The sequence below is a fragment of the Pectobacterium atrosepticum genome, from assembly GCF_000740965.1.
Taxonomy (GTDB): Bacteria; Pseudomonadota; Gammaproteobacteria; order Enterobacterales; family Enterobacteriaceae; genus Pectobacterium; species Pectobacterium atrosepticum.
In genome coordinates this window covers 3,175,424-3,189,519 of record NZ_CP009125.1, presented here as the reverse complement: position 1 = coordinate 3,189,519, position 14,096 = coordinate 3,175,424, and the positions used below count along the sequence as shown (strand labels likewise).

General features: G+C 49.6%; 12 protein-coding genes and 1 tRNA gene. 5 read left to right on the top strand and 8 right to left on the bottom strand.

The genetic code is table 11. The annotated features are described in order from the left end of the window. Positions 1 to 8: 8 nt before the first annotated feature. Positions 9 to 1,298, top strand: coding sequence for a beta-ketoacyl-ACP synthase II (gene fabF / locus GZ59_RS14115; protein WP_039292584.1), 1,290 nt, complete (start codon positions 9 to 11; stop codon positions 1,296 to 1,298). 124 nt (positions 1,299 to 1,422) lie between these two features. Then, complete coding sequence (locus GZ59_RS14110; protein WP_051623301.1) at positions 1,423 to 2,646, top strand: multidrug effflux MFS transporter; 1,224 nt, start codon at positions 1,423 to 1,425, stop codon at positions 2,644 to 2,646. A 51-nt stretch (positions 2,647 to 2,697) separates the two neighbouring features. Here the strand turns inward: GZ59_RS14110 and GZ59_RS23575 are convergent, their stop codons facing one another. From GZ59_RS23575 to GZ59_RS14095, 4 genes are all read right to left on the bottom strand, one after another. Beyond that, complete coding sequence (locus GZ59_RS23575; protein ID WP_011094457.1) at positions 2,698 to 2,823, bottom strand: glutathione S-transferase N-terminal domain-containing protein; 126 nt, start codon at positions 2,821 to 2,823, stop codon at positions 2,698 to 2,700. A gap of 47 nt (positions 2,824 to 2,870) precedes the next feature. Beyond that, positions 2,871 to 3,629 carry an SDR family NAD(P)-dependent oxidoreductase gene (locus GZ59_RS14105; protein WP_039292581.1) on the bottom strand — a complete coding sequence of 253 codons (759 nt, stop codon included), beginning with the start codon at positions 3,627 to 3,629 and terminating at the stop codon, positions 2,871 to 2,873. A 393-nt stretch (positions 3,630 to 4,022) separates the two neighbouring features. Continuing rightward, the gene (locus tag GZ59_RS14100; protein WP_011094455.1) at positions 4,023 to 4,676 is read right to left on the bottom strand and encodes a hypothetical protein; all 654 of its coding nucleotides are present in this window, start codon (positions 4,674 to 4,676) and stop codon (positions 4,023 to 4,025) included. Positions 4,677 to 4,875: 199 nt separating this feature from the next. Next, positions 4,876 to 6,027: an NADH-dependent flavin oxidoreductase gene (locus GZ59_RS14095; protein ID WP_011094454.1), complete on the bottom strand. Its 1,152-nt coding sequence runs from the start codon at positions 6,025 to 6,027 to the stop codon at positions 4,876 to 4,878. A gap of 155 nt (positions 6,028 to 6,182) precedes the next feature. Between GZ59_RS14095 and GZ59_RS14090 the strand changes: the two genes are divergently transcribed. Continuing rightward, complete coding sequence (locus GZ59_RS14090) at positions 6,183 to 7,076, top strand: LysR family transcriptional regulator (protein WP_011094453.1); 894 nt, start codon at positions 6,183 to 6,185, stop codon at positions 7,074 to 7,076. A gap of 511 nt (positions 7,077 to 7,587) precedes the next feature. Here GZ59_RS14090 and GZ59_RS14085 read toward each other — a convergent pair. The 3 genes from GZ59_RS14085 to GZ59_RS14070 all read right to left on the bottom strand — a co-directional run bounded on the left by GZ59_RS14085 (position 7,588) and on the right by GZ59_RS14070 (position 10,540). Further along, positions 7,588 to 7,663: transfer RNA gene (locus tag GZ59_RS14085), tRNA-Asn, on the bottom strand. Positions 7,664 to 7,773: 110 nt separating this feature from the next. Then, positions 7,774 to 8,571: a DgsA anti-repressor MtfA gene (gene mtfA, locus GZ59_RS14080; protein ID WP_011093259.1), complete on the bottom strand. Its 798-nt coding sequence runs from the start codon at positions 8,569 to 8,571 to the stop codon at positions 7,774 to 7,776. Between the two features lie 556 nt (positions 8,572 to 9,127). After that, a complete protein-coding gene (locus GZ59_RS14070) occupies positions 9,128 to 10,540 on the bottom strand; it encodes a diguanylate cyclase (RefSeq protein WP_039292578.1) in 1,413 nt (470 codons plus the stop codon). A gap of 209 nt (positions 10,541 to 10,749) precedes the next feature. Here GZ59_RS14070 and dsrB point away from each other — a divergent pair, with 209 nt between their 5' ends. Continuing rightward, positions 10,750 to 10,953 carry a protein DsrB gene (dsrB, locus tag GZ59_RS14065; protein WP_011093261.1) on the top strand — a complete coding sequence of 68 codons (204 nt, stop codon included), beginning with the start codon at positions 10,750 to 10,752 and terminating at the stop codon, positions 10,951 to 10,953. 68 nt (positions 10,954 to 11,021) lie between these two features. On the opposite strand, the gene GZ59_RS14060 is transcribed toward dsrB, so the two are convergent. After that, positions 11,022 to 12,743 (bottom strand): methyl-accepting chemotaxis protein, encoded by a 1,722-nt coding sequence (locus tag GZ59_RS14060; RefSeq protein ID WP_011093262.1) that lies wholly within the window; start codon positions 12,741 to 12,743, stop codon positions 11,022 to 11,024. Positions 12,744 to 13,023: 280 nt separating this feature from the next. On the opposite strand from GZ59_RS14060, the gene GZ59_RS14055 reads away from it, so the two are divergent. Beyond that, positions 13,024 to 13,992 (top strand): DMT family transporter, encoded by a 969-nt coding sequence (locus GZ59_RS14055; protein WP_181023436.1) that lies wholly within the window; start codon positions 13,024 to 13,026, stop codon positions 13,990 to 13,992. Positions 13,993 to 14,096: the final 104 nt, after the last annotated feature.

Sequence of the window (14,096 nt, the reverse complement as noted above, 5' to 3'; positions counted from 1 at the left end):
ATTTAACGATGACGCTAACAAGTCATAAGCGAATAGTGGTAACCGGCTGCGGCATTATCAGTCCTCTGGGGTGCGGTACAGATATAGTCTGGCGCAGGCTGCTGGAAGGGCGATCGGGCATAAGAACACTTCCTGCTGATATCAGCGACGGCACGGGTATTTCCGTAGCAGGGCAGGTCCCTGAGCTTTCGGATGACCCTGAAGCAGGTTATGAACCAGAGCGTTTTATACCGGCCAAAGAGCGTAAGAAAATGGATCGCTTCATAGAATTTGCCCTTATCGCCGCTCAGGAGGCTGTGACGCAGGCAGGCTGGCACCCAGCTAATGAACACGAGCGGCAGCGGACGGCGACAATTATCGCATCGGGAGTGGGGGGATTTGGTGCCATTGCTGAAGCAGTTCGCACTACCGATACGCGCGGTCCCCGACGGTTGTCACCATTCACCGCGCCCTCATTTCTCGCCAATATGGCAGCAGGTCAAGTCTCGATCCAGCAGGGTTTCAGGGGGCCATTGGGCGCGCCCATTACAGCATGTGCGGCTGGTGTGCAGGCGATTGGTGATGCGGCCCGCCTTATCAGAAACGGAGAAGCGGACATTGCCATTTGTGGTGGCACAGAAGCCGCCATTGATCGTGTCACGCTAGGCTGCTTTGCTGCTGCACGTGCGCTTTCTACCGGGTTTGCAGATAAGCCAGAAGAAGCATCGCGGCCTTTTGATCGTGATCGAAACGGGTTTGTTATGGCGGAAGGTGCTGGATTATTAGTGATTGAATCCCTTGAGCATGCATTGGCTCGTGGTGCTACGCCACTGGCAGAATTAGTGGGATATGGCACCAGTGCCGATGCATGGCATCTGACCGCTGGGCCAGAAGACGGTAGCGGTGCCCGACGGGCGATGGAATTGGCTTTAGGCCAGGCTGGGATCAATGCGGATGAGATACAACACATCAATGCCCATGCGACATCGACTCAGGTAGGTGACAGAGGAGAACTGGCGGCGATTCGGTCAGTGTTTGGTAGTGAGTCAGGGGTGGCAGTCAGTTCGACCAAATCAGCTACCGGCCACCTGCTGGGCGCGGCAGGTGGCATTGAAGCGATATTTACTGTGCTTGCCCTGCGTGACCAGGTTATTCCGCCCACGCTAAACCTGCGTTACCCGGACGAGGCAGGACGCGGCCTGGATCTTGTCGCGTTAAAGGCACGTTACGCTACGATAACGTATGCCTTATCCAACGGTTTCGGTTTCGGCGGCGTTAATGCAAGTGTGCTTTTTCGCCGATGGGAGACGACGCCATGAGTGGGTTTCATCGTCTAATCCCGGATTTTATTTATGCAGCAAAAGATGTGGTGGCGATTCAAAAGCCACTAAATGACATGTCTTTCTTATTCAGATCGTCAGTTTCTTTTCATGAGCGTTTATCATGAATCCAGAACATTCTCCCACTGTAATCACCCCTGAAGCCCACTTGTCAGGGGGGCAGCTGCTGACAGGGAAAATTATCGCGTTACTGGCAGGGCTTTCGGCCATCAGCATACTGTCTACTAACATTATTCTTCCCGCATTCCCGGATATCGGTGAGCAGTTAGGGGTATCGGCTCGCGAGCTTGGACTTACCCTTTCCAGCTTTTTTATCACCTTCGCACTGGGACAGTTGGTGGTCGGCCCGTTGGCCGATCGCTATGGACGCAAGAAACTTGTGTTAGGGGGACTCTCAATATTCATTGTGGGTACGGTAGTGGGAGGGCTTGCCGACTCACTTGAAACGCTCATTGCCGGACGCGTCATCCAAGCGTTGGGTGTGTGTGCCGCTGCCGTTTTGGCTCGTGCCATTGCGCGTGATTTGTTTGACGGTGAAACATTAGCGCGTGCACTCTCCTTGACCATGATCGCCACAGCGGCGGCCCCGGGCTTCTCACCGTTGGTTGGCAGCGTGCTGACAACCATGCTGGGGTGGCGGGCGATTTTCATCCTTGTGGGCCTTGCCGCTTTTGCTGTCGCTGTATTCTATGTCAATACATTGGGAGAAACGCACCCTGCCGAACGGCGTGCGCCACATTCAATTCCGAGCGTAATAGTCGCGTACGTCAAGCTGGCTGTGGATAGAAAATTTATCCTTCCGGCACTATCTATGAGCCTGTTGATGAGCGGTTTGTTTGCGTCATTCGGCGCCGCGCCTGCCATCTTGATGAGTGGGATAGGGTTGTCATCATTACAAGCCGGGCTGTACTTTGCCTCCACTGTATTTGTCGTTTTTGCCGCGGGTATGGCTGCACCGCGACTGGCGCACCGCTATGGCGTGCAAGTCATTACCTCGGGAGGCATCTTCATCGCGTTACTCGGCGGTAGCCTATTGTTGATTGGGCCGGAAGATCCCGGTCTGGGTTGGTATACCCTGTCTATGATTATGTTCCTCTGGGGCATGGGGTTAGCCAATCCATTGGGAACGGCAATCACAATGGGTCCCTTTGGGAAACAGGCCGGGCTGGCATCCGCTTTGCTTGGATTTCTTACGATGGGAGCGGCTGCAATCACAACCTGGCTCGGTTCTGTGCTGACATTCCCTGCAGTCACAGCACTGGGAGGCATACAGGCGACGGTCTGTCTGATCGCACTGTTACTGTTCTTACTACGTTGCAAAAATTAACCGCGTCGTCTTTGTGAGAACGATGCGGTCAATTGTATTCATGGCGGGTTTTTACTTCGTTTCACCATCGGTGACTACCTTGATCCCCTCAAAGGGCACATTCTTTTCCAGCAGCACAATCGCTGCTCGCTGAACGAACGGGGGATAGCTGATAAGCGTCGACTGAGCGTTAAGCATATGAATCCCCTAATAAGGTGGCGAAGTGACGGAATAACGTGCAGTTACTACAGCAGTTGCCCGCCCGAAATGTCAAAGGTCGTGCCGTTAGCCCAAGCCATGTCATCGGACAGGATGGCGGCTACTGCACTACCTACATCGTCCGGCAGACCGACGCGCCCCAGAGCAATGCCCTGAGCCACATAGGCGTTGACATCTTTATTGTCGCGCACTGCACCACCGCCAAAATCGGTTGCGATGGCACCTGGGGCAATGGCATTGACCCGGATTTGACGTGAACCCAGCTCGACGGCCATATAACGGGTCAGCACCTCTACTGCGGCCTTCACCGCCGCATAAATGCTGTACCCCGGCAACGTAAAACGCACGAAGCCAGACGACACGTTCAGGATACGCCCGCCGTCTTCAACAAGCGGCAACAGTTTCTGAGTCAGAAAAATCGGCCCCTGAAGATGCGTGGCTACCAGCGAAGAAAATTGCTCCTCAGTCGCGTCAACGAAATTTGCAAAGAGGCCGTTACCGGCATTGTTAATGAGAAAATCGAAGCGCTCGCGTCCGAAATCGGTCATCAACGTTTCAGTCACGGCGTTTGAGAAAGTCTGATAACTGGCGGTATCGGTGATGTCGAGTGGCAGCATCGTAGATTTACCACCCAACGCTTCGATCTCCTGTTTCACCGCTTGAGCTTCTACAGCGCCGCTGCGATAGGTGCCGATGATGTGGACGCCGCGCTTGGCGAGGTGAAGAGCCATGTTGCGGCCGAGGCCACGGCTGGTGCCAGTGATGAGTGCAATCTTATGGGTCATGGGCTGTCTCTCTTAGGTTATTAGACGCACGTTTCGGTGCGGTGCGTGCTTGACCTACCCATGATAGGTAATGAACGATTTGTAACCTACGCCTGATAAGCTCAGTTTCTTGCCTGATTGTATCAGTCATCTTACGCAGTGCTGGAGCATCGCTATAATCGTGCTATGCCAGTATCGTTTTCATCCTACAGGGCTCGAAGCGCGTTGCGATTAACGACAACCTTCTGAGCTACGGTAGCGAACAAAAGGGGATCGGCATCAAAGCACTGCATACTATTGCGTGGAATCCATGGCCGCAGATTTCATCTTTCGTGTATAGCCCATCAGGTGGAGTGCCTTGTTGACCACTACAAACAGACTATACAGTTGCTTCGGGGGAAGTTCAGTCGGGCGTTATGTTTTTGGGCAGCCCGTGACTTGCGGGTAATTGCGGCAGACTAGATTGAGTTTATTCTTCGGCTCGAAGCCTTTATCCAGCATGCATCGCTGCACATCAGCGGCTTTGCGCAGCGTCGGCACGTAAGGCACCGAACCCAAAGGCTGCGGATAACCGCATTGATACATCACCGCCAGTGCTTGTTTGTCGTTTTCAACTTGATGAGAAAAATGCAGCGAGGCCCCCGCTTTACGCCAGCTAATCAACGAAAACGTGCTCACGCCGGAATCCGGCTTAATCGGAATAAACCCTCTGTCTGCGACAAAAGGCAGCGCCTCTAGCTGGCGCTGGCTCAAAGGATACCCCTGCTCTTGCTGGAGGCAGGATGGGGTGTCATGGTAGACACGAAGGCTGCAAATTTTGAATCCGTCTTTACGGGTAAACCCCATACTCTCCATGCATTGGTAATACAGAACTGACTCATTATCCGTTTTGGGGATGTCAGGGCCGGGGAGTTGCACGCCGCATTTACCCATCGCGACGCGCACGCCGCCGATATCCGTATTAGGGCGTTGCCACTGCGTTATATCCGGTGGTGGTGGGCACCCTGTTAGCAGGAATACCGACGCTATCAGCAGAGGTAAAGTCACCAGAGTCGATTTTCGGAACATTAACGTCCCTTATTTATTATTGTGTCAGGTAGCATCCATACTGCCCGTATTACCCCTCTGCGACAACATTGTTCAGGTTTTAATTCTCACTGAAATAAAAATTTCACCCTGCCTGGACTTTGTCTTTCATTTGCTTGTTCAATGTGAATTAAACACCGGTAGCAGTAATGGTTATATCCTTCATGACCGTTGGAGAATGTCACTCGACAGCCTGCTCGGTCTCAACCAACGGGAACCAGCCCTTTGCCTGCTGGATGACAGTCCAAAGCTTTTCCGGAATGTTCAGATCCTGCACTGATGCGGGGTTGAGGACGTTCACGATTTCCTCCTCGCGACCTGCCTTGGCCAGCGCAACCCAATTCGGATTCATGATCAGGGCCTGACCGATCGCGGCTAATGAGAGACCTGCGTCTAATGCCGCTTGTGCCTGCGTCGGCGTCTTGAACCCGCCTGCCGCGATCAATGGAACACGGTCGGCCACATGCTCAATGAGCAATCGTGCCGTCGTTTTGCCGCCGTCATCCACAATCGGCTTTCCATTGAGCACGTCGTGTAGAGACGCATGGATATAATCAACACCCGTATCGATCAGCCTGTCGAGCAGTATCTTCGTATCAGCGATCCGCAACCCGCCGTCCGCCTGTTCTTCAGGCGAGATCCGGTATCCCAAGAGAAAGGGCCGATCAGTGTGTGCACTGATGACCTGCCTGACGGTCTGCACAACAGACAACGGGAAGCGAAGTCTTTTGTCCAGAGAGCCGCCCCATTCGTCATCGCGATTATTTGCCAATGGCGAGAAAAAGTCCTGAAGGAGGAACCCGTGTGCGCCATGCAACTCAACGCCGTCGAAGCCAGCTTCGATCGCGCGTCGCGTCGCGTCACCGAATGCTTTGATGATGCTCTCAATCTCGCTGTGTCTCAGAGCAGTGGCAGTGTTCCCACCGTTGTTGAACAGACCGGCGGGTACTTCCATCGTGCTGGGTCCAACGACCCGACCGTTCGGTACGAGTTCTGGCACCGCCTTGCTACCCGCATGAAAAATCTGCAGGATGGCAGAAGCGCCGCCACTCTTTGCGGCTTGCGCCAGCTTGCGCAGACTGGGGATGAAGCGATCGTCATAGGCGGCGAACTCGTCCGTGAAGCCGATCCCTTCCGGTGTGACGTGCGTACACCCAGTGATGACCATGCCTACATCCTTGGCGCGCGCCTGAACGTAAGCGGCCTCTTGGTCGGAGATAGTTCCGTCTGGATTGGCGGACCAGGTTGTCATCGGCGTCATTACCACGCGATTTCGAAGTGTCATGCCATTTTCAAATCGAAAATGGTCGAAAAGGAGGTCTGAATGGGGCATGAAATTTTCCTTGGAATGGGTGCGGCACAATTTTGATCCGGTAGGACCGAGCCACGGTGTCGCCGACTAAGATAAGAGTTATCGATTAGGTGGACTAGATGTATAAAAACACTTAGCCTTATCATTTCAGTGATTAATGGTGAGGAGAGAAAGCCTTGCGTCGCGACGAGATTGCCGATCTGACCGCCTTCGTGGTGGTTGCTGAGGAACGCAGCTTCACGAAGGCTGCCCTCCGTCTGGGGATGGCACAGTCAGCCCTTAGTCAGATCGTCCGCCGTGTCGAGGAACGCTTGGGTCTTCGGTTGCTCGCGCGCACGACACGCAGTGTCGCGCCTACAGAGGCTGGAGAGCGCCTGCTTGCGAAGCTTGGACCAATGCTGCATGACCTCGACACGGTGATCGGCTCCCTCGGTGAACTGCGCGACCGGCCTTCTGGAACGCTCCGGATCACAACGGTGGAGCATGCGGCAAAAACCATACTCATGCCGGCCATGAAACGGTTGCTGGCAGACAATCCTGATATCCATATTGAGGTCAGCGTTGATCATGCGCTGGTAGACGTCGTTGCCAATCAATTTGATGCTGGCATCCGCTTGGGCGGAGAGATCGACAAGGATATGATTGCGATGCGGATTGGTCCCGACATCCCGATGGCTATCGTTGCCAGCCCAGCCTATCTTGCAATGCGCCCTGCGCCGACAACGCCCGCAGAGCTGATCGACCATAGCATCATCAACTTCCGCCTGCCAACATCCGGCACGTTAATTGGATGGCGCCTAATGAGTGGCGGACGAGAAATAACAGTTCGCGGCCAGGGACAACTGGTCGTGAATACGGTTGACCTTCTGGTCGACGCGGTACTTGATGGGCATGGCTTGGCATGTATCCATCTGGACCAAATTCAGAGATTTGTTGACAACGGAAGCCTTATTCAGGTTCTCAGTCAGTTTACACCGGACATGCCTGGCTACCATCTCTACTACCCTAACCGCAGGCACCACTCTTCCGCGTTCTCTTTGCTTGTCGAAACCCTTCGGTATCGAACATAGCGGCTTGATGTTCTGTGATGGGACGGTTCCTCCATAGGCCCGAGCTGTTCGCCTTCAGTGTCAAGCACCACCTCAAAATCAAAATCGAATTGCAGGATATTCCAATGATCCCTTTTTCGATCGGATACTCCTCAAAAGCAGGAAGGTTCATGCGTAGGGGCGGATGAATCGTTCGCTTCTGTCAATGAATCAGAGTGTAGATTTAGTCTTGGGCGACCAAACCCTATCCCGAACAGTTCGCTTGAACGGATGAACAGGTGCAGGGTGAGTGATGCTTGCCAAGCGAGTTAATTATCGTCCTTGCTGGTAGCCCTCAATGCGGGTCAAAATTCCCGGTCGTTAAGGGGCATTTGGGGGGCACTCCGTTATCGAACTAACCTGACCCCAAATCTGACCACCAAATTCTCCCGATACGGAGGGTAAACTAAAAATGCATCGGGAAGACTTTTCACGCTAACTTATTGAATCTGAATCACATAGGGATTCGTAAAGAGGCATGAAAACAAGAATTTGGCTCCTCTGACTGGACTCGAACCAGTGACATACGGATTAACAGTCCGCCGTTCTACCGACTGAACTACAGAGGAATCGTGTGAACGGGGCGGATGATATCCGGCACCTGCGGTACTGTCAACGGCAAAATCAGCTTTCTCGTCTGACTGTTTAGGCTATGTACAATTTATTGTTTTTTTATGAGTTAATAAATGGATGGTGCGCGGTAGTTGATGTTGTTTTGCCAGCTTTTTAGTCGGGCGAGTGGATCTTGTCGATAGAATTTTTGAAAGCAGCGGTACAGGTCGGGGAAGCGCTCTTCGAGAAGTTCGGGGGCGCTGAAGAAATATTCCGACAGCACCGCAAAGCACTCTGCTGGATCGTGGACGGCGTAGGGATCCATGCTGGCGGCATCTTCTCCCACTAGATCGATTTCTTCCTGTAAGGCATCCATTGCGCTGTGAAGATGCTGCTCCCAGACAGCAATATCGCGCAGTGGAATCAGGGGAACGCCCGTTGCTTCACCGCTGCTGCGAATATCCAGCTTGTGGGCAACTTCATGAATGATGAGGTTGAAACCGGAGAGGTCGAAGGAGTCCTGCACTTCCTGCCAATTGAGGACAATCGGTCCCTGATCCCAACTTTGCCCGGACTGTACCATTTTCCCTGTATGTACGAGTCCGATGTCGTCTTGCCACTCTTCCTCGACAATAAACGGGCCGGGGTAAACCAGAACCTCGTGGAAGCCATCGAGTGCACCTATTCCCAGCGACAACACTGGTAGGGAAAACAACAAGGCGATGCGCCGTTGCATGATATCTGTCAACAGCAGTTCCTGTAACGGAATCAGGCGCTTTTGCTTCAGAAACTGATCGGCAAGGGCGGCCAGTTTCTGGTGTTCTTCGTCGCTTAAGGGAGCGAGAAGCGGGATCGAAATTGCAGCTTGCCAATGTTCAAGCGTCTGCACCTGTGGTTGAGAGTTGTTCCACGGCCATTTAATCATTGTTATTGCTCGTTAAGTCGTCACTTGAATTTAAAGGCGAGGTTGGGTTCTGTTAACATGCCGCAAAAACGGGGATCATGGCAACAGCTTAAACGGAGAAATGCCGGAGCGGCTGAGCGAACCAGTCTCGAAAACTGGAGTGGGGGGGTAACTCCACTGGGATTAAAATCCCACTCTTTCCGCCAATTATGTAATAAAATAAGTAAGTTAATGGTTGTTTTTGATTTTTTCCTACATGAAATTTTCACATGAAAGCCACGTGTTGAAAATAGCTCTTTTCTAATTCACCTATTTTTATCATGTTGTATTTTGCCGAGCATTCACTTTTACCTCCTCTAGCTCACACTCTCAAAACAAATTATCTCTATGTCCTTGCTGGCGTAAGAAAATCGCTCTCGCTAGCGGGTTGAGATATCTGTGTGAGAAAAGTGAATTTGTCCAATGAGGGGAATTTATCCGTTTAGTTATGGACATGATGCAAACCTGCGATGATGAATAGGGCACTATTCTTTTTTCGATGTGGGTTGAAATGCAGGTTTGCAATAAGAGGGAATAGCTATTCCGGCGCGTATTCGATCCGGTTTCTGCCGTTGGCCTTGGCCTGATAGAGTGCATCGTCCGCAGCCTTTATCAGGCACTCATAATCTGGATGGCCACTATACACGGCGATGCCTGCGCTGATGGTCATCTTGACGCTTTCGCCGTTTTGAAGATGGATAAAGTGATTCTCGATTTTCTTTCTCAGCCGTTCGATGATGGTGTGAGCGGCAACTTTGGGTGTCTCAATGAGTACGATCAGGAATTCTTCCCCGCCATAACGGAACACATAGTCGCTGTTTCGCGTGCTCTCATACAGAATTTCTGCAATCCTTTTCAGGATGTTGTCGCCAGCGGCATGACCATAGGTGTCATTGACGGATTTAAAGTGGTCAATATCAATCATAGCGATGCTGAGCGGCGTATTTGAATGCATTGTCAGCGATATTTCGTGTCGAAGAATCGTTGGCAGGAAGCGGCGGTTTAGCAGAAGGGTCAATGTATCTTTGCCACTCTCCAGTTTTTGAACTTCGTCAAATAGCGATCCCAACAGCATATTTATTTTATAGATTTTACTTCTGACCGCTTTAAGTAGCGGTGCGTAATCCTGCTGCGTCAGTAGTGCTGTGTGACTATAGTTGCGGATGTACTCATCGGTTTCAGTCATGATTGTCGCGATGGTACGTATTCCCTGAATGTTACTGAAGCTGGATTTCCCCTTATGGTTAAACCACAGGCCAAAATCCGAATCGCTTAAATCCTGGATGCTGGAAAGTGGCGTACCGGTAGCAACGCTAAAAATAAAGGCATTTTCCCAATTTAGCAGCGATGCATTTTGCCGTTCTCTCTCCATACTGGCATTTTCCAGAATAGAAAATAGCCGATAGGATTCTTCATTTTTGGCTGCCAGATCGTGCGATTGCGAATACGTTTTACTCATTATCTCTATGGCGATATCCATGGAAATCGAAGCGAAACGCATGGCATCAAAGCATAGTGCTTTATCATCTGCCACCTGTGCGATGTGTTCATAAAGGTGCCATTTGAGACGTCGAGCGCCGCGTTCAACCAGATCGACGGGAATACCAATACGCGCATGAATCTGACCAATTTTCTTTTGATGGTTAATCAGGTCTGCCAGACTGTCGCCGGTATTCGTTAAAATGTCTGCTATCCATTTGCTCATAGAGCCATGGAGTCGATCATGGACCTGCTGACTGGAAAGAAAAAGCGAAGCTTCTTGATCTTTGAGCATGTAGATGTAGAACTCGTCAGCAAAATCGGATGCTTTTTGAACGGCGAGGGTACGCAGTAGATTAAAAGATTGTTGTGAGGTTGTGGCTATCAATTGCGTCCATTCGGATGTTATAACTTGATTGTAGCCCGACTCACCGTTATCTCTCTGTTCATTAACGTTCAGTAGTTCGTTCAACTTTTAATCTCTTTTGCGGGTATGTCGGATGTACTAGGATAGAAACGATCAATTTTTGCCTGAATAATCGATATTTAATGATAGAGAGGGTCAACATGGCGTTGTTAAAAATAAATAAAATTAATCATTTCATACAGGTACTTTTATTGCCGTAGCGGTAAATGATAATGCTGTTTTTTTGATGTTAGAAGCTATTTTGAGATAAATTTATGAAAGTTAATGATTTGGTTACTGTTAAAACCGATGGGAAGACGCGTAGAGAAGGGACGATTCTGGCTGTGGAAACGTTTCAGGAAGGAATAATGTATTTAGTCGCATTAGAAGATTACCCGGCTGGCATCTGGTTTTTCAATGAAGTTGATAGTAAGGATGGCACGTTTGTTGAGTTGAAAACGCTATCGGAAAAAGAGTGAAGAGGAACACATCAATATGCGAGCATTGTCCGAGTGAATAATGCTCGCAGTGATGTTGGTATCCAGTATTAGAACGTTTCCCAGTTACCGTTTTCCGTATTGGCCTGACGGGGAAGGGCGAGTGATGAACGGCCCTTGGCAGCCAGCGCGTTCGGTCGGGCAGGTGCTGAATGACCACTTGATAAATGGCTGGATAATTTAAATGTCGCAACTGCACGGGTAAGCAATGCCGCTTGCTCTTCCAGCGATGCCGCAGCGGCACTGGCTTCCTGAACGAGCGAAGCATTCTGCTGTGTCACGCTGTCCATTTCAGATATTGCCTGACCGACCTGAGTAATGCCTCGGCTTTGTTCGTCAGAAGCAGAGGCTATTTCACCCATGATGTCAGTGACGTTAGTGACGGCATCGACAATCTCTCGCATTGTTTGACCAGCGTTATCAACCAGAACAGAGCCACTGTTGACCAGGTTGACTGATTCGGAAATCAGCGTTTCGATCTCTTTTGCAGCCTGCGCACTACGCTGTGCGAGACTGCGAACCTCGCTCGCGACAACGGCAAAACCGCGACCTTGTTCTCCCGCTCTGGCTGCTTCAACTGCGGCATTGAGCGCGAGAATATTAGTTTGGAAAGCAATACTGTTAATGACGCTGGTAATCTCAGATATTTTCTTTGAGCTACCCGAAATGCTGTTCATCGTATTGACAACGTTTGCAACGATTTCTCCACCCTGTTTGGCTTTTCCTGAAGCATTCGCCGCGAGTTGGCTTGCGTGGTGCGCATTTTCTGAGTTTTGCTTCACGGTTGCGGTTAATTGCTCCATGCTTGCCGCTGTTTGTTCAAGCGCTGCGGCTTGCTGTTCGGTTCGTGAAGAAAGGTCTGTGTTACCGGATGAGATTTCCGTTGAACCTTGATAAATAGAATCCGCGCTTTCCCGAACGGTAGTAACGGTAGTAACCAGAGAAGATTGCATTTGCTGAACATTGCTGGCGAGTGTACCAATTTCATTCTTGCCATAACGATCCGACATTTGAGTCAGATCTCCTTGCGCAATGCGCTGAATTCTCATAACCAACTGATTAATTGGTTTGATGAGGGTCCCTCTCAGAAGGAAGAATGTCAGAAGCGTTAAAATGGTGGCCAGAGCAAAGCTGCCTCCCATTAACGAATATCCGAGTAACGCATTTTTATGCGCCGTTTCGTTTAATTCTTTCGCTCTTTGCGTGCGGTAAGAGACTGCCTCTAGCAAAAATTTGTTATAGGCTAAATCTAAAATACGGGTTTCTTCAGATTCGAGGGTAATGACCTCTTCAAACAGTCCTTGCTTAGCTGCAGTAAGCATCAGCATAAGACCTTGATTAACATAAGCATCATAGGATTTGCGTAAATCGCCGTCCAACGCCATATCCTGAGGTGTTTTAACTGGACGTTCTTCATAGACAAGGAAAGCTTTTTTTGATTGATCCAGACGTTGCTCAGCTTGCTTCAGGTTGTCATTGAAGACCTGAGAGTCGCCAATACGTGCAGCTGCTGCTGCCTGTATTAACAATAAACGTGCGGTGCGAAGGTGGTTGGAACTGTTTGAAATCCCCATCCGGGTATCGATTTCTTGTGTGACGTCATCTAATGACTGATTACTGCTCTGTAAAAAGTAGCTGGATGTGCCTATAGATGCTGCAAATAACAGCATGATACCACCCAGAATAATGATGAATAAGGGAACTAGCCGTAAATTGCTCAGCATGCCAACCTCGGCGTGCTGCTCAGACCTTGAAGTTATTTTCATATCCATTCGCTCATTCTCAGGAAATTATGATTTACCATGCCACTAGCGGCGGCATTGGCGTTTAGGTTTTAGTGTCTACATTAATGACAATCTATTAGCTAAACAACCAATGTAAAAGATAATCGGCATATATTGAGAAACCTTAACCAAATTCGATGCGATCCCGATCACGTTTTTAACTCTTTAAAAAGAAAATAAAATTACGTGATGCGAAATCATACAGATTGATAATAAAAAATAAAGGGTCTGGCACTCGAACTTTATTTGTCGGGGATTCAACGCTATTATGTCGGCTCTATCTTCGGAGGGATTTTTCTTGGAAAAGTGCACGCATTTTTTTTCTGATAAAAAAGTTGTTTTTTTTATCGCCACATTATGCTGTCTACTGTGGGGGAGTGCTTATCCGGCCATTAAAAATGGCTATGAGCTGTTTCACATTGCGGATGATGATATTCCTGGAAAACTCGTCTTCGCGGGTTATCGATTCGCGTTTGCCGGACTGCTGCTGCTGGCGCTAGCCGTGTTAAGCGGGCGGTCTATCGGGCGTTTCCAGCGTGGGCAGTTAGCCCAACTGACAATATTGGGAACATTTCAGACATCATTGCAGTATGTTTTTTTCTATATCGGTTTGGCTTATACCACCGGTGTTAAAGGTTCGATCATGAATGCAACCAGTACGTTTTTCAGCGTCCTTCTTGCTCATTATTTATACCAAAATGATAAATTAAATATCAATAAGATAATTGGTTGTATATTAGGTTTCGCTGGTGTGATGGCAGTTAATATAAACAGTAATGGAATGAATATTGGTTTTACACTATTAGGTGATGGGTTCGTCGTTATTGCCTCATTTATTTTGTCTGCATCGACTATATATGGTAAGCGGATATCACAAACGATGGACCCAACCGTCATGACCGGTTATCAACTCGCTATTGGTGGGATCATTTTAACAATATCGGGGTATTGTACAGGTGGGTCACTCATCATACCTGATTGGAGGGCTGTATTGATGCTAGGCTATCTTATTTTGCTGTCTTCAGCCGCTTTTTCATTATGGAGTCAATTGCTGAAATATAATCGAGTCGGTATGGTTGCTCCATTCAATTTTCTCATCCCGGTGTCTGGCACACTGCTGTCAGCGCTGTTTCTTAATGAGAGTATCTTGGAGTGGAAATATTTCTTTGCACTCATTCTGGTATGCTCAGGCATTTGGCTGGTTAACCGGGTCGTGAAGACACGATCGGGAAAATGACTCTATAGACAATCCACCCTCCAGTGCTGCAGACGCATCCTGTAGCGTGACACTGAGGTCGTTGAAGCCATACGTTTGTTTCGTATGGCTTCGTACTGCTAGCG